General features: G+C 51.3%; 20 protein-coding genes. 4 read left to right on the forward strand and 16 right to left on the reverse strand.

Annotated elements, in window-relative coordinates:
• Positions 1–1,056, forward strand: a complete 1,056-nt coding sequence (gene repA / locus IB222_RS25020; protein ID WP_149384922.1) for a replication protein RepA — start codon at positions 1–3, stop codon at positions 1,054–1,056.
• A 609-nt stretch (positions 1,057–1,665) separates the two neighbouring features.
• Here repA and IB222_RS25025 read toward each other — a convergent pair.
• The 13 genes from IB222_RS25025 to IB222_RS25085 form a co-directional block, all read right to left on the reverse strand.
• Positions 1,666–1,878, reverse strand: a complete 213-nt coding sequence (locus tag IB222_RS25025; protein WP_080201279.1) for a hypothetical protein — start codon at positions 1,876–1,878, stop codon at positions 1,666–1,668.
• On the reverse strand, positions 1,878–2,213 hold the full coding sequence (locus IB222_RS25030) for a hypothetical protein (protein ID WP_016051670.1): 336 nt from the start codon (positions 2,211–2,213) through the stop codon (positions 1,878–1,880). Before IB222_RS25030 ends, IB222_RS25025 begins: the two co-directional genes overlap by 1 nt.
• On the reverse strand, positions 2,210–2,389 hold the full coding sequence (locus tag IB222_RS25035) for a hypothetical protein (protein WP_004110036.1): 180 nt from the start codon (positions 2,387–2,389) through the stop codon (positions 2,210–2,212). The genes IB222_RS25030 and IB222_RS25035 overlap by 4 nt, the downstream gene beginning before the upstream one ends.
• A gap of 40 nt (positions 2,390–2,429) precedes the next feature.
• Positions 2,430–2,705: a hypothetical protein gene (locus IB222_RS25040; RefSeq protein WP_149384923.1), complete on the reverse strand. Its 276-nt coding sequence runs from the start codon at positions 2,703–2,705 to the stop codon at positions 2,430–2,432.
• 68 nt (positions 2,706–2,773) lie between these two features.
• Positions 2,774–3,184, reverse strand: a complete 411-nt coding sequence (locus IB222_RS25045) for a hypothetical protein (protein ID WP_149384924.1) — start codon at positions 3,182–3,184, stop codon at positions 2,774–2,776.
• Positions 3,168–3,539 carry a DUF2591 domain-containing protein gene (locus IB222_RS25050; RefSeq protein WP_004110046.1) on the reverse strand — a complete coding sequence of 124 codons (372 nt, stop codon included), beginning with the start codon at positions 3,537–3,539 and terminating at the stop codon, positions 3,168–3,170. Before IB222_RS25050 ends, IB222_RS25045 begins: the two co-directional genes overlap by 17 nt.
• 162 nt (positions 3,540–3,701) lie before the next feature.
• Positions 3,702–4,532: an SPFH domain-containing protein gene (locus IB222_RS25055; protein WP_004110049.1), complete on the reverse strand. Its 831-nt coding sequence runs from the start codon at positions 4,530–4,532 to the stop codon at positions 3,702–3,704.
• A gap of 3 nt (positions 4,533–4,535) precedes the next feature.
• Positions 4,536–4,736, reverse strand: a complete 201-nt coding sequence (locus IB222_RS25060; RefSeq protein ID WP_016051664.1) for a hypothetical protein — start codon at positions 4,734–4,736, stop codon at positions 4,536–4,538.
• A gap of 91 nt (positions 4,737–4,827) precedes the next feature.
• Entirely contained in the window at positions 4,828–7,170 is a 2,343-nt protein-coding gene (locus IB222_RS25065; protein WP_149384925.1) for an LAGLIDADG family homing endonuclease, read from the reverse strand.
• A gap of 2 nt (positions 7,171–7,172) precedes the next feature.
• Positions 7,173–7,439 carry a hypothetical protein gene (locus tag IB222_RS25070; RefSeq protein ID WP_000920226.1) on the reverse strand — a complete coding sequence of 89 codons (267 nt, stop codon included), beginning with the start codon at positions 7,437–7,439 and terminating at the stop codon, positions 7,173–7,175.
• A complete protein-coding gene (locus IB222_RS25075; protein ID WP_022649902.1) occupies positions 7,439–8,383 on the reverse strand; it encodes a 5'-3' exonuclease H3TH domain-containing protein in 945 nt (314 codons plus the stop codon). The genes IB222_RS25070 and IB222_RS25075 overlap by 1 nt, the downstream gene beginning before the upstream one ends.
• Before the next feature lie 61 nt (positions 8,384–8,444).
• Positions 8,445–9,473: a regulator gene (locus IB222_RS25080; RefSeq protein ID WP_071684166.1), complete on the reverse strand. Its 1,029-nt coding sequence runs from the start codon at positions 9,471–9,473 to the stop codon at positions 8,445–8,447.
• A gap of 119 nt (positions 9,474–9,592) precedes the next feature.
• Positions 9,593–10,024 carry a hypothetical protein gene (locus IB222_RS25085; RefSeq protein WP_000102109.1) on the reverse strand — a complete coding sequence of 144 codons (432 nt, stop codon included), beginning with the start codon at positions 10,022–10,024 and terminating at the stop codon, positions 9,593–9,595.
• 257 nt (positions 10,025–10,281) lie between these two features.
• Here IB222_RS25085 and IB222_RS25090 point away from each other — a divergent pair, with 257 nt between their 5' ends.
• The 3 genes from IB222_RS25090 (at position 10,282) to IB222_RS25100 (ending at position 11,855) form a co-directional block, all read left to right on the forward strand.
• Positions 10,282–10,506: a hypothetical protein gene (locus tag IB222_RS25090; protein ID WP_071785734.1), complete on the forward strand. Its 225-nt coding sequence runs from the start codon at positions 10,282–10,284 to the stop codon at positions 10,504–10,506.
• Between the two features lie 81 nt (positions 10,507–10,587).
• Positions 10,588–11,145, forward strand: coding sequence for a DNA-binding protein (locus IB222_RS25095; RefSeq protein ID WP_149384926.1), 558 nt, complete (start codon positions 10,588–10,590; stop codon positions 11,143–11,145).
• Between the two features lie 65 nt (positions 11,146–11,210).
• Positions 11,211–11,855 carry a hypothetical protein gene (locus tag IB222_RS25100; protein ID WP_149384927.1) on the forward strand — a complete coding sequence of 215 codons (645 nt, stop codon included), beginning with the start codon at positions 11,211–11,213 and terminating at the stop codon, positions 11,853–11,855.
• 38 nt (positions 11,856–11,893) lie between these two features.
• On the opposite strand, the gene IB222_RS25105 is transcribed toward IB222_RS25100, so the two are convergent.
• The 3 genes from IB222_RS25105 to IB222_RS25115 form a co-directional block, all read right to left on the reverse strand.
• Positions 11,894–12,337, reverse strand: a complete 444-nt coding sequence (locus IB222_RS25105; RefSeq protein WP_149384928.1) for a hypothetical protein — start codon at positions 12,335–12,337, stop codon at positions 11,894–11,896.
• Entirely contained in the window at positions 12,334–15,852 is a 3,519-nt protein-coding gene (gene dnaE, locus IB222_RS25110; RefSeq protein ID WP_149384929.1) for a DNA polymerase III subunit alpha, read from the reverse strand. The genes IB222_RS25105 and dnaE overlap by 4 nt, the downstream gene beginning before the upstream one ends.
• Before the next feature lie 180 nt (positions 15,853–16,032).
• On the reverse strand, positions 16,033–17,268 hold the full coding sequence (locus tag IB222_RS25115) for an AAA family ATPase (protein ID WP_149384930.1): 1,236 nt from the start codon (positions 17,266–17,268) through the stop codon (positions 16,033–16,035).
• Positions 17,269–17,287: the final 19 nt, after the last annotated feature.

A 17,287-nucleotide genomic window follows, 5' to 3' on the forward strand; every position in this document is an offset into this window, starting at 1 on the left:
ATGAGCGAAAACGGCAATAAAAACATAGCGATCGTTGAAGCATTCTCAGAAACAGACAAAAAGTCCGGTGAAGTTGTTACGTTAGTTCCTAACACCAACAACACAGTTCAGCCCGTTGCTCTGATGCGTCTTGGTCTCTTCGTTCCGACGCTGAAATCGACCGCCAGGGGCAGAAAGGGGCAAATGGTCTCTATGGACGCCTCTGCTGAACTCAAACAGCTGTCTCTGGCCAAAGCCGAAGGGTACGAGGACATAAGGATCTCCGGCGTTCGTCTGGATATGGATAACGACTTCAAAACGTGGGTAGGCATCATCCACGCGTTCGCCAAGCACAAGGTTGTTGGCGACACTGTCACGTTACCGTTCGTCGAGTTCGTCAGGCTCTGTGGCATACCAACGGCCAGATCGTCCGCGAAGTTACGTAAGCGCCTGGACAGTTCTCTGACTCGTATTGCCACAAACACTATCTCATTCCGCAGTAAAGGCTCTGATGAGTATTACGTGACACACCTTGTGCAGACAGCAAAGTACAGCACAAAGAACGACACGGTCTCGCTGCAGGCTGATCCTAAGATTTTCGAACTCTATCAGTTCGACAAAAAGGTTCTTCTGCAACTCCGGGCAATCAACGAACTCTCCAGAAAAGAATCCGCGCAGGCGCTCTACACCTTCATCGAAAGTTTGCCACCTGACCCGGCACCAATCTCGTTGGCTCGCTTACGCGCCAGACTTAACTTAACCAGCCGCACCATTACCCAGAATGCGACAGTCAGGAAGGCGATGGAGCAGCTGCGGGAGATCGGCTATCTCGATTACACCGAAGTGAAGCGCGGCAGCTCGGTCTACTTCATCATCCACTATAGGCGGCCGAAGTTACGCCCGGCATTGCCACCAGTTAAAGCTGCGCCGGAAGAACCAGAAGATATCTTGCCTGGTGATGATTCGGAGGACATTATCGATGTTGTTCCTGAAGAAAAAGACGGTGAGATGGTCATGTTGAGCAAGGAAGAACTGGCGATTCTTGAAGAGCTGCGCAAGGCTAAAACTCGTAAATAGCCCAACCACTGTAGAGAGTAGAAAGGCTCACTATCCACTGTAGTGAGCCTTTTGTTTATCTGGAATCCGCTATCCACTGTCGTGAGTAACAGCAACCGAAGAGTAACCACTGTAGGCAGTGGCACGCAAACAACGAAATAAATGTTAGTGGTTACAAACCTAGATGAATCAAGGGCTGCGAGGTTAGTGGTCACTGGGTATCTTGTTAAATCCACTCTCTATAGTGGTTATCGTTGTTCCCTTCGTTATTGGCTATCCACTGTGGAGAGCAGAATCGGTTGGCTGGGTTTACTAACCACTGTAGTGAGTAGATATCCGCTCAAAACAGTGAAGGTTTACTCTCCATAGTGGATACCCGCTGGAGAGCGCATTCCATCACTCGCTATAGTGGTTGTTTGCTGCGAATGAACGCCTGTTTACTCCCTACAGTGGATAGCGACGTCGATAATCGCCACTTTACTCACTACAGTGGATACCGGATATCACGGCAGTCGTTTTACTCACTACAGTGGTTGGATTGCATACCTGAAGGGTGTTCTACTCACTACAGTGGTTATGGGTCGGATACGCACGCGGTGAGCTGGCTACTCACCGCAGTGGTTAGTGTTATCAGTGGATTTTCTTCAGCAGACCCCAGAGTGTCCCGGCCTTCGTCGTGAGCTTACCTGTTTCCGGATCGTACATGCGCCATTCGCGATGCTGGTGGACAATGACACCGTCCTCACGTTCCAGACGTTCCAGCACGCCGGGTTGCTTAAACCCTTTGGCACGCCAGTAGCCGCTTGTTTTTTCGATTTCCAGACCTGCCAGTGTAACCGCCATCAACCAACCTCCTTGCAGTCATCGAAAAGGTAGCTGGCGTTCTTCGCGTGAACGCCGTAGACATCACCTGATTTGTTGTAAACGAACTTATCTTCACCCACGCCAGACAGTTTGCCGTTACGTTTGGTGAGATAGGGGGAAGACAGGACGCGATCATCGCGCACAACATAAAACTGTTCGCCGCTGTCCACAACCATCGCGCCGTAGCTGGCTTTGACAACATTGCGGATCACGTCGTTTTTCACTTCGGCCACTGACATCTCACACTCATAGACGTGCGTGTCCGCGTAGACAGGGAGGGAGAGCAGCGCCAGAGCCAGGGCTATTTTCTTCATGCCACGACTCCTTTGATAACGCCGAATGCTGAGTCGAATACCAGCACTACGGCCAGCGCATTAACCATCGCGCCATTAACAGGCGCCAGCGCTTTACGGATTGCTCCGGTGAAGATGCAATCGAGCACAAAAGCTATCGAGACAATAAGTAATAAAGTGTCTAATACAGTTTTCATGATAGGTAGATACTAACTTATATATTTTTTGCTGTAAATGTCACTCAAAAGTGCTGATGCCTAAGATACGCTCAAGATGAGCCGCGTCTTCATCGTTTACCGGCATTGTGTCGTCAACGTACCAGCAACTACCGTTGTGCCAACAAACACCGTCATCATCGACATGCACTGAATCTGCATCCATGCCTGTGTACTCAACGAGATTGCGCTCAATTGCCGCTTGAATTTCTTCATCGCTTAGACCGTCGCACTTGACCATGAACAACGGGTAAACGTCATAGTCGGTGCTGGCTGAAATGCGAACCAAAATCTTCATGTGTTTTCTCCTTATTGGTAAGTGCTTATTTATATTAATGTGCGCCATGCGGCGCACAATCATTGTGTTCAGGCTGGAGGAAAGAACTTCTCCAGCGTGCGGTCGACAGCCTTATCAATGTGCATCAGATGCCAGACGACCATATCTTTGTTTCCCAGGCTGCGGGTGTAGATCACGTCGAACTTACGCCAGGCGGCGTGAAACCAGTGCGGTGTATCATCAACCGGCAGATTCTCTCCAGCTTCCTTGAAGTACTTGAGCAGCATGGCCTGTTCAGCGGTTGGCGTCGGGCCAATCTCTTCCGCGTACATTCTGATGAAACGCTGCCAGTCGGCTTCATCTTCTGAAGGTTCCGGTGCGTTCATCTCCGCAATCGCCTCACGCAGCTGCGTCGCCCATTCTGGCTCCGGGAAGCCCTGGGCAATTTCGGTATCCACTACATCCAGCGCAGCGTTGGCCGCGTCATACAGTTTCTTCACGCTTTTTCTCCTGCATTAAAAGGAACACGGTCATTGCCGCTCTGAAAGGGTTAGGGTTCTGGATCAGATGTTGTGGCGTTGAGCTATCCACCTTTCTGTGGGCCGCTCTCCACTCGCCAGGCTGTCTGGCAGGTATTACGCCGATTCTGTGTCGGTAAATAATGTCCCACGCATCTTCCGGATCGTTACACCAGTCGAAGGTTCCGGCTCCGTTCGGGCCGATGGCGACCACTGCTGTGTAATCGCCTTCCTGTGAGCCTTTCCAGCCATATTGTGAGATAAGCGGTCGATGGCCGGTGGCTTCCGCGACCAGGCAGTTAATCTCAAAGTCCGTCATCTCGCTGTAATTTTTCATTCCCGATCTCCTTCTCATCCGTTGCCGAACAACTATGTGGCGTTGTCACTTTGTACTTCTACGGATGGTAATTCCGTATTAGTAACCAATTTGTTTTCTCGTTGGTGATAATACGGAAATAAAAAAGGCGTCCAAGTGGACGCCGTATCTTTGAAAAGGCTGTTACTTCAACGCGATAAACGGAGTATTAGCCCCTTCAGTCATGTACTGAGGCAACTGACCATTCCATTTGTTGATGGCTTCCAGCTCCATGACGTTCGGGTTCTGACGTAATGCTTCACCGCGCAACTTGATGGCATCAGCTTCTGCTTGAGCACGCTTGCGGATAGCGTCGGCTTCACCTTCGGCTTGTTCACGCAGCATGTTCGCTTCTGCCTTGCGCTGCTCAACTTCCTGCTGGCGCTGGAGCGTTTTCTGGTTCGCGGTCACTTTGGCATTGATAGATTCGATGACAGTGTCCGGGTAGTCTGGTTTGCCCACCCATGACAGGCTAATAACCTCAATACCTACCGGTGACATTTCTGCCTGAATGTCTTTCAGCGCATTGTCGAGCAGAGACGCCTTGCCACCGTCGATGAACGTGTCGGTAGTCATGCGGCTGGCCAGACGGTTCAGTGAGTCCGCAATCTTCTGGCGCAGATCAGTGTCGGTAATGTCATCAACACCTTTGCGATAGGTCTGGAATACGGTAGTTACTTTGTCGCGATTAACCAGATATGCCACACCAATTTTGTGGCCGATGGCTGTACCGTCGCTCATCTGGAATGTGAACGGCTCATCGTAGGTTTTCATCTGTTTGAAAGTGGGGAAGGTGTACAGCTCGGTATTCAGACCAGTCCACTGGCGGCCAACGCCGACAACTTCACCGATACCTTTGTCTTCACCCAATTTGTTTACCTTAATGCCAACGTATCCCGGCTCCACGCGATCGCAGCCGGTCAGACCCATTGTGCAAATAGCAGCCAAAGCCACCGCCAGTAAACCTTTTTTCATTACTTACTTCTCCTTAGTTTTATTGAGTGAGTTGATATACCTGCGGCCAGCTTTTAACAAGGCAACCGGGAAGATTAAAGCGATGGCAAGTCCGATAAAGAAGGCCAGATCGCTTTTAGCTGATATAAGCGATGGAACCAGCAAACCGTAGATAAAGCAGACTGATACCACTGCTGAAACAGCCATGAGATAACCCTTAATCATGTGTTTCCTTTTGTCGTTTTGGTGTAGGAATGATAAGTAAGTACTTATATATTTTCAAGTATAAAAAAGGCGCCCAACGGACGCCTTGTGATTACGCTTCTTCTGTCTCTGCTGGGGACGACTCTTTCGCTCGCCGTTCGTCTATCGCCTGGAGTGCCGCAATGATTTCCGGGAGTGGCTTCTCGCGGTACATCTCGACGATCTGCGATTTGGTGTACTTCTTATCGCCAATTTCCACACGCCCGCTGGCGTTCTTGGGCAGGTATCCTTCCTCCAGCATGTACTCAACCAGAGATTCGATGACGTCCAGCCCGCGAGTCGGGTCGAAGTAGAATTTCCATGAGCATTTGCCAAACGGAGGTGCGACTTTGTTTTTAATGCACTCGGCGCCAACGTCCTGTCCGATCTTCTCTTTGCCATCCTTCATGACGGATGCACCCAGACGGATGCGCACCGACGCGTAGAACTTCGGAGAGTCGCCACCCGGAGACGTAGTCGGATCGCCAAACATCACGCCAATTTTGGTACGCACCTGGTTCAAGAAGATGATGCACGCGTTGTACTTACGCGCCCAAAGCGCCAGAGTAGGGAAGTTCGCACTCGTCGCGCGCGCCAGCGCCGTGTTGTCGTTCATGTTCAGCTGATCTTTGTCCTTCGCAGTACCTTCTGCCATCTTGTCGAACTTCTCAGCCTTCGAGTTCGGAACCATCGACGCCAGAGAGTCGGCAACGATGCAGATAGGAGCTGTTTCCGGGATAAGCTCTTCGTCGCGCACCAGCTTGAGGATTGTGCCGATCAGCTCTACGGAGTCTTCGAAGGTATCCGGCTGTTTGTAGACCCACTGACCGTCGTCTTCGTCGGCGTTCAGTCCGTTCGCTACCGCCAGACCAACGTCGAAACTGTTTTCGTGGTCAAGGAACACGGCCAGACCATCCTGTTTCTGTGCTGACACCATCGCTGCCGTCGCGAGGAATGTGTTGTGGCTGATAATCCCGTTAGACCAGAAAGAGTGTGTTTCCGGCATCGCTACGTCGAACGTTGGTGCTTCACCTTCCTCAATAGCCACGACTTCGTCGTAGAACAAGTTAGAGTCAATTACCGCTGCCAGTTGTGCAAACAGATGCTCGTTAAAACGATTCTTTCTGCCAATGAAGGAGACATAGATTTCTCGCAGTTTGTCTATTCCGACACGATCGCCGCGGCCAATAACGTGATCTACCAGAACGTAGTCTTTACGAGAGGTCTTGGTGAGTGACTCGTAGAGTGATTTCACTAAGCCGCTGATGTGCGTAACGTAGCCTAAATAAGTGCGGTCAAAACTAATGTCCCGTTTGGTTGCCACTGCTAAACGAGCCGGAGACTCGAACCCAATCGTTGACAGGAAAAGGTCGTAGTTAGAGCCACTGAATGACAGCCGGTAATATATGTTTTTATAACCTGCGACGTGTTTTTCAGAGATAGTTGACGTAATCCCCAGATTCAGGAGCATGAGGCGAATTTGCTGTAGCAGCAGCCCACTCGCGCTCACAACCTCAATGCAGCGACCATCATTGACGTGGCATTCCAGCTCAAAGTAGCCGCGAAGGAATGCAATTTGAGCCTCGCTATTGGCGCGACGCACACTCAACGGAACCTGCTTGCCAGCAGCTTTCTCATACTCCAGACCATATTCTTTAAAAAGCAGCGAACGCACCTCTTTGCTAAACAGCACATGGTCTTCCGAGCCGTTATGTTTTCTCGTAACTGGCATCTTGTCTGATACCAGCGAAATGAGGCGGTAGTACTCATCCTTGATGAATGGATCTGTGTTAGAAAAATGCACAGAATTTTCAGAGGCCACGTATCCATCAGCAATTAAATAGCCCATCAGTTTTGCGATATTGGCATCCAAGTGCTGATCGCCGAATTGATGTGTGCCAACCATTGAAGGAATCGTGTCGCCTACACTGATTTTTTCAGCATACCGCCAGACGATATTGCCTAAGTCGTCAACCACACGAATTGGGTGACGGAACGTAGCCTCGATGTAACCCCCTGATGCCAGCTTAATGCGCTTGAATTTGCGACGGTTGTTCCATGTCAGGTGTGAGGTCTTCTCTATCACGCCATTTTCATTGATGAGTCCAACGTTATGCTCTACATCGCGAGTAGTGCATGTTGCTTTGTGCCCCTCAATCTCAAACAGTTCTTTCACTGTTACCATTCCACGCTCCGTCAGCAGCATGGTGTCTGCGGTAACACATTTCCCCGCGCTTGGCGGCCCGAAGACTTCAACGATACGCCCACACGGAAAACCACCGTCGTAACGTCCGGAAATGGCTTTGTTCAGTGGAGGGAAACCGGAGTCAATCCAGTGGGAGACCTTCTGGATCTCGTCATTGCTGCCGATTTTCTTTTTCAGCGCCAGTGCCAGTGCGGATTTGCCTTTTGCCATGATTAGGCTCCTTTTGATTCGTTGATTCGCTTCGAAGCAGCGGCTTCGTCAAACTTGATTGCGTCGTGGTTCAGGTGTTTGGCGACGCGAGCGATGATCTTCACGACCTGCTCGCTGACCAGCGCGAACTCACGCTCAGTAGCAGAAATGCCAGCAGCGCCCAGAATGTTCGGCAGCGCCACCACAGCGTGCTCGCCGTGGCAGAAGACAATCTCTTTAGCCAGCATGGTTGGCGTAGTTGCCCCGCCATTAATGATGGATTTCAGCATCAGCAGTACCTCTCAAACGGCAGAACAAACACTTCCAGATCTTCCAGAAACGACCGGAAGTTCAGCTCGTAACACATCTGTTCGAAGGCATTCATGTCGCGTGCGCCTTTAATCGACTCGATTTCGCTGGGTGGGAATTTTGTGTCGATAAGGTTCATCAGCATCATGTTGCGCTTAAAGGCTTCGAGCATCCGGCAGCCCGTCTTCTCGTTGAAGGCGTTCTTTGCCAGCTTGTTGAATGCCGTCTTATAGCGACCTTTGTTGATGACAATGGAGCCGTCGTTAATGCCGCGTACCATTGCGGCCACGCTTCCCCATTCATGAAGTAACTCTTTCGCGCCACCGTCACCAATGCCACCGACGCCTTTGATGTTGTCCGAGTTATCGCCCTGCAACGCTTTCGCTTCCAGAAACGCGCGTGGCGTTGGCAGACCGGTCAGCTCTGCGAACTGTTCGAAGTTCACCTGCTTGTGCTTGGCATCTTCACGCAGGCTTACCCAGCTCACATTCTCGCGAACCAGCTGGAGCCAGTCGCCATCGCCAGTCAGCAGGTAGATGTGATCGACGGTCGGCTGCGGAGCCAGGCGAGAGACCAGCATTCCAGCCAGGTCGTCCGCTTCTGCGTCCTTTGCAATGAGTTGGTTAACGCCCAGCGCGGTCATCATTTTCAAGATGTACGGCTTCTGGATGGCAAAGCCTTCTTTCATCTTCTTCATATCCGGGTCGTCATCGCGATTCGCTTTGTACTCCGGGTAGAAGTCGCGACGTTTGTCGCTGAATCCATCCCACAAGATCATTGGGCGGGCATGGAGAATTGAGGCGTAACGACGAACGTTCTTCACGAAGCCAAAAGCCGCCTGAACTTCCATCTCGCCGTTGTGTAATTTGTCGGATTGCTGGTGGTAATAGCCAAGGCTGTTACCGTCCACAAAGAGATAATTCACCGGTACACTCCTTCCAAAAAAGTAAGGCGTCCGTAGACGCCTTACTGGTCACGTTATGGGATTACAGAGCGTCCAGTTCAGCCAGCAGGTCGTCGAGACCTTCGTCAGCTGGTGCAGATGCAGTGGCAGCAGATGCTGAAGCACTTGCAGCTGCGGCGGCTTCCGGAGCTTTAACTTCTTCCGGTTTAGTTTCCGGCTTGAACTCAGCTTCAGCGGCACGCAGGATCTCTTCATCAACCAGGCTGGTGGACTCTGGAGCCGGAGTGTGTGCTGTAGCGACAGCAGCTGCACCTTCCGTATGACCAGTGATAGAGCCAAAGCCTGGCAGTTCAGCAGCAGCTGATTTTGCAGCGGAAGAAATGGCCGGAGAGGACATTGTTGCTGCCGGAGCCGCGATACCAATCAGACGACCCATAGTGCGAGCCGTAGACAGCAGACGGGTTTCGTCAGCCTGGTTCGCGTATGCGATCAGATCGTGTTGGGTAGTCCAGAGCTTCTCAGGAATGTCGCCTTTGTAGACTTTACGTTTCGGGGATACGTCGTACTTGGTGTCACGACCGGAACCGGTACGCTTAATCAGGAACGCATAGCCTTCTTCTTTGCTCAGTGGGTTGCCGATATCATCCGCAATATCTTCGGACATCACTTTGCAGATATCGTCGAAGACCGTAGACGGCAGCTCAATCAGCTGGCATTTCTCTGCGTCCGCAAAGTCTTCACGCGCAGACAGAACACCGTTGACCAGATAACGAGGTGTAGCACGCATACTGTTAATGCGCTCTTCCATCGCTTTGTTGCCCTTAAAGCGAGCACGACCTTCCATAACCATCTCACACAGCTGGCAAGCGTGGCCGTGGGTGTGTTGTTCGCAGATGTAGGCGGTGGTTACATCTTTGCCTTCCTCATTCTGATGCTTAACGTAGTGCATACCGAAAGTCTGGAAGAACACGCCATTCGGGTCGTCCTTGTTCGGAAAAATGCGCAGATAGTTATTGCCGTCTTTCAGACGGGTCAAATCAACGTTATTGCCACGTTTAGAAGCAATATCGCCACGGGTCTTGTTAAGCAGATCAAGTAATGACTTAGACATGTATTTCTCCTTGTTGTGATTGTGGCCATTGGCGCTATGCGCGTTGGGCGTTCGTTTATTCGTGGCTCTTTCGAGCGAGAAGGATGATAGATCAGTGCTTACTTATGATCTAGCATAAATTAACGGGGAGAGTGGAAACGTTCGGCGCCCAAACGTTCAATCTCCACGATAGCCATTTTGGACGCCTGGACAATCATGTCGCGGCGGTGGGAGAAGGCGGCTACAGCGTGCTTGTACAGATCTGCAATGTGCCGGGCATCGTCGAGTTTCTGGCGCTTTGCGAGGTATTGCGGGTTGGTTCTTACCTTCGCCTCCAGTACGGATTCATTGAACTTAATACCGTTCATACTCAGGTTCTTACGCTCATTGTCGTAGATTTTCGCCTCAATCGCATCGAGGGAGAGTTTTGCATCTGCGACTTCGCGTTCTGCCCGCGCCAGCTTAGAGCCGTACTCCATCAACAGGCGCGGTTGCTGACGCCAGACTTCCTCCAGATTGTCGCGGTCGAACTCCAGATCGGACATGATTTTTTCGTAGATATCGGTGCTCATGGTGTTAATTACCTGCTTATTTATGTATATCAATTTTATCATGGAGGAATCAGGCGGAGGAGATTATGACATGATGAAATGGAGGTTATGAGATAGGTAAGCCAGTGAAAAATCAGGTGGTTCTGGTACTCTATGCCCCGTTAAAAGCTGGCCGTAGACAGCGTACGACAATGTGGTGGAGACACGGACGGATGGAATTCACTCGCCGTTGACAGTTGTCAACATCGAACATATAATATGCCGGAGATAAATTGTATCTGAAGAAACATACTAATAAGCACATTCAAGCGGCCATTGAATATGCTGTAACTCAAGGCTGGGTTTGGGTTCCACCAGGCGATTCTGCACACTGTTTTTGCAAATTGCGCTGCGGCAGTCCAGAAGGTGAACACCGAGATCACCAGATGAGCGTATGGTCGACACCGAGAAGTGCTGAAAACCATGCCAAGCAAATCATTCGTATGGTTGATCGCTGCGATTGATTTTGCCCGGTAAGGAGTTGCTACAACAACTCCTTACCGAATCAACAAGAGAATACTCTGAATACTAAACGAAGAGGTACTATGGCGCTTTATAACTTCACTCTGACACTCTCAGGCGTAACGTATGAGACCGAAGGACTGGAAGACGCGCTGTACGGAAGCGGCTGTGACGATGCGCTGATTTGCGCATATGGAAACTCCGTATATGTTGAGTTCGACCGCGAAGCTGAATCGCTCGATGCAGCAATTGAATCAGCGGTCGACAATATCGAATCAGCCGGAATCGGCGCTATTGTTGAATCTGTCGACTCTGCTCTTGTAGGCTTGAGCGACATTGCGGAAATTACTGAAATGTCCCGACAGGCGATTGCAATGCTGAAAGATGGCACTCGCGGTAGCGGTGACTTCCCTTGCCCTGTCCAACGCATTAAAGGTCAGTCTCCACTCTGGGATTGGGCTGATGTGGCCGAATGGTTACTAAAGAACGGTAGATTGAAAGATAATAGCGACCTGGTAATTAACGCTCGTGTGCTGAGTAAATGGAACCTTGCCTTACGTGCGAGCGCTTCAAAAGATTTTCAAGAAGTTGAGTCAATAGCGGCAGCACTAATCGAACGTCGACGTAAAACTATTTCATAGTCCTTACGCGTTTGGTCTTACTGCCCCTCCATTTAATATTAATAACGATGTGCAATTGAGGAATTATGGCCCAAGACTCCAAACGTGGTAGTGCATTGGTTGAGGTTATAAAATCTGATGATGTAACCGATCTGTTCAAGGATTACGGTGAGCTAGTTATTGACTCTGCCCTTGAATCGGGAACGCTTGAGTCGATTCCTTTACTCAATACTCTCGTAGGAATTTTCAAGACAGCCAGCTCAGTGCATGATCGTCGGTTCACGGAAAAGTTAATTCGTTTCATCTCTGGCTTCGCCGATCTAGACGATGCTACACGAATAAATATGGCCAATCGGTTGAACGAAAATGACAAATTTGCGGGTAAGGCTGGCGACAGACTGATTGAAATCATTGACCGCATGGAGAGTGAAAATAAGCCAGAAATTGCAGCAGCATTCTTGAAAGCGTTTGCGTTTGAATACATTGATTTTATTACATTACGTCGCTTAATGGTTGCGCTTGAGCGTATCCCTTCCTTTGAGATTGATGAGTTAGATACTTTTTCCAAATACGATGAAAACAACCATCATCAAATATCAGATGAAGCGCTTTTACTCTCATTTGTTAATGCTGGGTTGGGGAAAAACAATGGCGGGTTTGACGGCGGTATTATTTTGCCGACAGATTTGTGCACAGCATTCGTTCGGTTCAAAGGCTTCAAACCGGAATAATTTAGATCATATAACCCGCCGTTCGGCGGGCTTCTCTATTATGCGACTTTCTTACCAAAAATTCTCGATAGCGTGACTCTGGTCTGGCGCTTCAGTCTGTACTGTCTCACATCGCCAATCTTGTTCACTTCCATAAACTCTTTGGCCACCTTCAGTACCAACCGATTGCGGAACAATTTGAACGCCTCCAGATGTTCCTCTGGGTTATCCGATTCGTAGATCTCCAGCAGATACTGGCACGCCTTCGGATCTTGCGTTTTGAGCGCCAGCGCTCTGGCACATTTACGCAAACGACTGACTTTATCGGCACCATCCAGCCCGGCGAACGCCAGCGCCAGATCTAACGTGACCGGGCAGTCGATGATTTCCCAGAACTGCGACCGCATGGTGGCCGCAACTGCTTTATCCTGAAAATCCGCTGGGATAGCCGCCAGCGCTTGTGCAATCTTCTGTGCCTCGTTCATGGTGTTCTCTTTATTCATTTGCTAATAGTCTCCGCTACCTCTGCCAGAATTGCTTCCAGCTTTTCGCCTTCCTCTGGGCGAAAGTACAAAATGTTCGGGTTAAATCCGTAGAAAACGGTCACATCCAGCTCTGGCAGATACTCTTTGCGTCCAACCAGGTCGGATGGTTTGCTCTTGTTGTTGAAGAGTGACGTCGCCCGGCTGCCACACGTCAGCACATAGGTCGGACGCACCAGATTGATCTCTTCACGCATAAAGTCGGTGAACTGGCCGATCTCGTCTTTGGTGTAGTCCTTCTCTTTGTCCTTCACCTTTTTGCACACGCCTGTGACGTAGAGATCGCCCATGCGCAGATCGCCTGCAGTAAGCAACTTCGCCTTAAAGTCGTCGTAGCCGTTCTCCATGAAGTAGCCGGTACGCCCATCATTGCCGTTCGCGTTGTCCAGAATGACCATGATTTTCGGCTTAATGCCAATGCTTGGGCGGATCAGGTCGTCTCCCAGACCCATTTCGGCCGCCATGCGAGTCATCAGTACATTCACCTCGGCAGAGCGCTTAGGGTTCATCTCGAACGGTCGAGAGGCTTTTACAGCGTCGATCACCAGATTGCCCATCAACTCTGCCTGGTCGCGCAGTCGTTCCGGATCTGTCGCTGGCAGACTGCCAGGCTCAATCGATGCGAACGCACCTACTTTTTGCAGTGATTCGCGTACCCGGCTGTTACATGCACGCTTCTCGACCGCTTCCTCAAATTGCTCAAGTGACTCGAATTTGCCGCCAACTTTCTCTCGCGCTCTCATGATGGCCTGGCAACCATTCTCAGAGCAGCCTTTCACAGCAGAGAATGGCGCATACAGAACCTGGCTGCCGTCTTCCAGCGTGCGGATCTCAATTCGGTTAGATGACACGTTAACGTCTGGTGGCAATACTCGAATGCCATAGGTCAGCGCATCCTTAACCAGCCCCTGGTGCTTATCCTCGCCCAGAATGGTGAGCGCAGCAGCGAAGAACTCAGCAGGGTAATGTGTCTTTAACCACATAGATTGATAGCTGATCAGCGAGTAGGCAACGGAGTGTGATTTGTTGAACTGATACGCACCGTTCTTCTCGAAGGCATCCCAGATCTCCTTAGCTTTCGTCTCAGACAAGCCCGGTTGTGACCCTGTAACTCGTACAGCAGCCATAGGCAATTTCACACCTGCCTCCAGCGCTTCTTCGACCGTCCGCAGTGCGCCGTCCTCACATTTGAAGTGTTCCGCGCGGTGAATACGCTGCGTGGTGCCGTCTTCCATCTCAACATCGATCCAACCACCTTGAGCCTGAACGACGAACTTCTCGCCCATGCTCTTCATCTTTTCCATATCCTTTTTACCGATCGCTTTACGCACACCATCTGCTTCGGCCATCGTGAAGCCGGCCAGCAATCGTGTCGCGTTCATCGTCTGTTCCTGATACAGAATCACGCCGTTGGTTTCCGCGGTAAGTTCGTCCAGTACCGGGTGCAGCGACTGTGGAGCCATGAAGCCTTTGGCCACGGAGACATAGTCGTCCAACATGCCGGATTGAATCGGGCCAGGTCGGAAGAGTGCGGTCGTGGCGACAACGGTTTTAAAGCTCATTGGTTCAATGCCGCCGCCCAGATCTTTAAGCAGCTTGCGCATGGGGCCGGACTCCAGCTGGAATACGCCCTGCGTGTACCCTGCAGCGAACCCATCCAGAACCTTGCGATCGTCCAGTGGGATCGCATCGAGATTGATGTCATCCCCGGTGCTCTCTTTGATGTAGCGTTTCGCGCTATCCAGCAGATCGAGCGTTGCCAGACCGAGAACGTCCAACTTAATCAGCCCCATCGCCTCGCAGTAACGTTTATCGAATGCAATACAGCGAGCGTTGCCACGCAGCTCGACGGGCGTGCGCTCTACCAGTGGAACGCCAGCGACGATCATCCCCGCTGCGTGACGGCCAAAACCACGCATCAGGCTTTGCAGCTTACACGCCGCTTTGAACGCTTCCGGGTTTTTCGTGGCGTATTTGTCCAGGCTGGCCAGTTGCTCGCGCAGCTCTTCCAGCGACAGGCTATCGTCTTCCAGATTCTTGAACTCTTTGGATACCGCCATATCCGCAGCGTCGACACCGTAAATACGAGCAGTGTCACGCAGCGCCGAAGCAGCGCCCAGATAGGTGAAGTTCGGAATACCGGCAACGTAATCTTCGCCATAGCGTTCATTCAGATACTCGATCACCTCATGACGACGTGCCTGGCTGAAGTCCAAATCCGCATCCGGTAAGTCGAGACGTTCAGGGTTGATGAAACGCTCAAACAGAAGACCGTGACGGATAGGATCGACGTTGGTTATGCCTATGCACCACGCCACCAGAGAACCGGCAGAGGAACCACGACCTGGCCCGACAGGAATGCCAGTTTCACGGCTGTGATTCATCAGGTCGCGCACCATCAGGAAGTAACCACAGAAGCCAAGGCGGGTCAGTGTGTCCATTTCGTACTTCAGGCGATCAACATACACACGGTGCTCAGAAGCCGGTGGTGTGTAGCCAAACTCTTTGGTAGTAAGACGCTTGCGCAGCCCCGCGACAGCCAGCTTCATCAGCGTTGCAGGCTCGTCGTCTGCCATCTTGGGCAGTGCTGGTGGCAATTCATGCCAGCGCCATGTGCAGGCTTCAATAATGGTGTCCTGCGTTGTTGAGGCCATTGCAGCTGTTACCGGCACATCCATGCGAACGGAGAAGACTTTCAGCGCTTCAAGGAGATGGCGGCGACCATTAACGGCGTTATCTCGCTGGTGGGGAATACGCAGACGATGCGGCTGGTCGATTTTGATGTTGTTCGTAACCATGTGCGCAATGTCTTTAATATCAGCGTCGTCGACAGCTTCGTAATAAGCGGGATAGAACGCCACTGGCTCTATTTTCAGTGCGCTCGCCACTTTCATCGCCCGGACGTTAATCTGGTCGTAGAATGGGGTAGGGTGCGGATAAACCACGCTGTAGAAGTTATCGCGTCCTCCAGCTGTCACCAGCGTCCCGATAATCTTTGCGAAGTCCCGGCGTTGGAATACACTGCCAATGTCGGACGTCAGCAGGATGATGTTGCCTTTGGCATATGCGGCCGCCAGCTGGTCAAGTGCCAGACGCGGGACAAAGTAGAATTGCTCGCGCTTGTTCGCTAAGGTCATCAGTTCGCACACGTCGCGATAACCTTGCTCATTCTTTATCAGTGCAGTGAAGCAGTAGCTGCGATCACGCACCAATGATTCCATACATCCCCCTGACTCTTTCGCCAGGCGGGCGCGGTGCTCGTATGTCGGATCGTCGACCACATTCAGCTTAACACCACAAATAACCGCCATGTCGTCGCCAGCGGCACGCTGCAGGGGGATCACACTGGCAATGTTCATGCTGTCAGCGGAAATGACAGCGGTGTAGCCAGCTTCTCTCGCGATTTTCACCGCGTTTTCTGCTTTTAGAGCCGACTCTCCCAGGGAGAAGTCAGTTCTGACCATCAGAGCCTTCATGTGTTTTTACCTTTCTGGTTTTCTTGATTTTGTCATTGGGGAAGCCAACGAACTTCCCATACATCGAAATCGCAACCTCTTTGGCTGACTGGTGGCACTCGGGCCTATCCGGACACGCCAGACAAGCCCGGCCAGTTTCAGACGCTGCGATAAGAGAGCCGAAACATCCTTTACGCACGATTAACCGAAGATCTTCTGAACCACTTCACGCGCTGCCTGTGCAGACGTGGATGGAAGTTTATTGATAAACGACTTTTCGATGCCGGCAGAGAAATCACCGCGCATCATTCCGATTTTTGCGGACAGCAGCAGCTCGCGAGGGCCGATTGGCTGGCTGATCAGATGCTGTTCATAACCTTCACGGACAAGATTCGCGAATTTCACCATCTTCTCGGCGTATTCGCGGATGACACCAGCCTCAGCCAGCATGTTGACTTCAGCCTTAGTGCTCATGTACTTCACGTTCGAAACAATGCCGAAGCGCGAGAAGTTCGCCGCGTTCTGGATGTTCGTACCTTGATAGAGACCCGTTTCGTCGCCAGAGCCGTTAGTGTTGCCAGTGCCAATGAAGGCAAAGCGTTTATGCGGAGTGATACGGCGCCAGTCCGGAGTTGCCTCTTTGATGATCAGCGGCTCTCCTTCAAGAACTGGCTGGTACACACCCAGAATCTGCGGGAACGCGAAGTCATATTCATCAGCGAGGTACACCCAGCCATTTTTCATAGCCAGTGCCAGCAAACCAGGCTCGAAATAGGTGGAGCCATCGCGAGCGAGGATCTGGCCTGTAACGTGCGCTTCTTCCATAGACGCCGTATGCTGGGCGCGGATCAGTGGTCGATTCAGCAGGGCGCATAGCTGCGTAGGAAGAGAAGATTTACCGGTTCCTGCATGACCCCAGAGATAGCCTGGGATTCCGATTTCCAGCATCATGAAGATGTCTTTAATCAGGTCGAAGTCGCCATACACATAGTTCTTCTTCGCTTCCGGTACGAACTCCGGATATGGCGTGTTGACGTTGACTGTCACCTGTAGTGGTTTTCCGCGTGGCGTTCTCAGCTCTTTGATCGTTACGCCAAGCAGCTCGTGCGCGGCCACCAGTTCAGTCTTGTATTCGACCGTTCCTGCGTAGCCCGGATGTGCGCTAATCTCCGCTACTTTTCCTTCGCCTGAATGCTTTTCGGCACGCTTCTCATTGAGTTTGGCCAGTGCCGTGCGAGAGATCGTTGGTTCATCCGGAAACGCAGAGGTGTACATTTTCACCACTTCGTCCACGTCCAGACCCTTCGCGGACTCAGGGATGTTCTCGCAACGGCCCATAGAGATATGGGATTTCAGGTAATGAAAGGATTTGCCACACCACTTGCAGACGATGGCTTCCGGCAAATGTTCTTCTTGCTGTAGTGCAGTAGCGGTCATGTGTTTTTCCTTACTGTTT

The organism is Citrobacter sp. C13 (genome assembly GCF_014596815.2).
Taxonomy (GTDB): Bacteria; Pseudomonadota; Gammaproteobacteria; order Enterobacterales; family Enterobacteriaceae; genus Citrobacter; species Citrobacter portucalensis.

Bases quoted from the DNA above. Each gene is read 5' to 3' on its own strand.
- repA (WP_149384922.1), top strand. From the start codon at position 1: ATGAGCGAAAACGGCAATAAAAACATAGCGATCGTTGAAGCATTCTCA.
- IB222_RS25025 (WP_080201279.1), bottom strand. From the start codon at position 1,878: ATGGCGGTTACACTGGCAGGTCTGGAAATCGAAAAAACAAGCGGCTAC.
- IB222_RS25030 (WP_016051670.1), bottom strand. From the start codon at position 2,213: ATGAAGAAAATAGCCCTGGCTCTGGCGCTGCTCTCCCTCCCTGTCTAC.
- IB222_RS25035 (WP_004110036.1), bottom strand. From the start codon at position 2,389: ATGAAAACTGTATTAGACACTTTATTACTTATTGTCTCGATAGCTTTT.
- IB222_RS25040 (WP_149384923.1), bottom strand. From the start codon at position 2,705: ATGAAGATTTTGGTTCGCATTTCAGCCAGCACCGACTATGACGTTTAC.
- IB222_RS25050 (WP_004110046.1), bottom strand. From the start codon at position 3,539: ATGAAAAATTACAGCGAGATGACGGACTTTGAGATTAACTGCCTGGTC.
- IB222_RS25055 (WP_004110049.1), bottom strand. From the start codon at position 4,532: ATGAAAAAAGGTTTACTGGCGGTGGCTTTGGCTGCTATTTGCACAATG.
- IB222_RS25060 (WP_016051664.1), bottom strand. From the start codon at position 4,736: ATGATTAAGGGTTATCTCATGGCTGTTTCAGCAGTGGTATCAGTCTGC.
- IB222_RS25065 (WP_149384925.1), bottom strand. From the start codon at position 7,170: ATGGCAAAAGGCAAATCCGCACTGGCACTGGCGCTGAAAAAGAAAATC.
- IB222_RS25070 (WP_000920226.1), bottom strand. From the start codon at position 7,439: ATGCTGAAATCCATCATTAATGGCGGGGCAACTACGCCAACCATGCTG.
- IB222_RS25080 (WP_071684166.1), bottom strand. From the start codon at position 9,473: ATGTCTAAGTCATTACTTGATCTGCTTAACAAGACCCGTGGCGATATT.
- IB222_RS25085 (WP_000102109.1), bottom strand. From the start codon at position 10,024: ATGAGCACCGATATCTACGAAAAAATCATGTCCGATCTGGAGTTCGAC.
- IB222_RS25095 (WP_149384926.1), top strand. From the start codon at position 10,588: ATGGCGCTTTATAACTTCACTCTGACACTCTCAGGCGTAACGTATGAG.
- IB222_RS25100 (WP_149384927.1), top strand. From the start codon at position 11,211: ATGGCCCAAGACTCCAAACGTGGTAGTGCATTGGTTGAGGTTATAAAA.
- IB222_RS25105 (WP_149384928.1), bottom strand. From the start codon at position 12,337: ATGAATAAAGAGAACACCATGAACGAGGCACAGAAGATTGCACAAGCG.
- dnaE (WP_149384929.1), bottom strand. From the start codon at position 15,852: ATGAAGGCTCTGATGGTCAGAACTGACTTCTCCCTGGGAGAGTCGGCT.
- IB222_RS25115 (WP_149384930.1), bottom strand. From the start codon at position 17,268: ATGACCGCTACTGCACTACAGCAAGAAGAACATTTGCCGGAAGCCATC.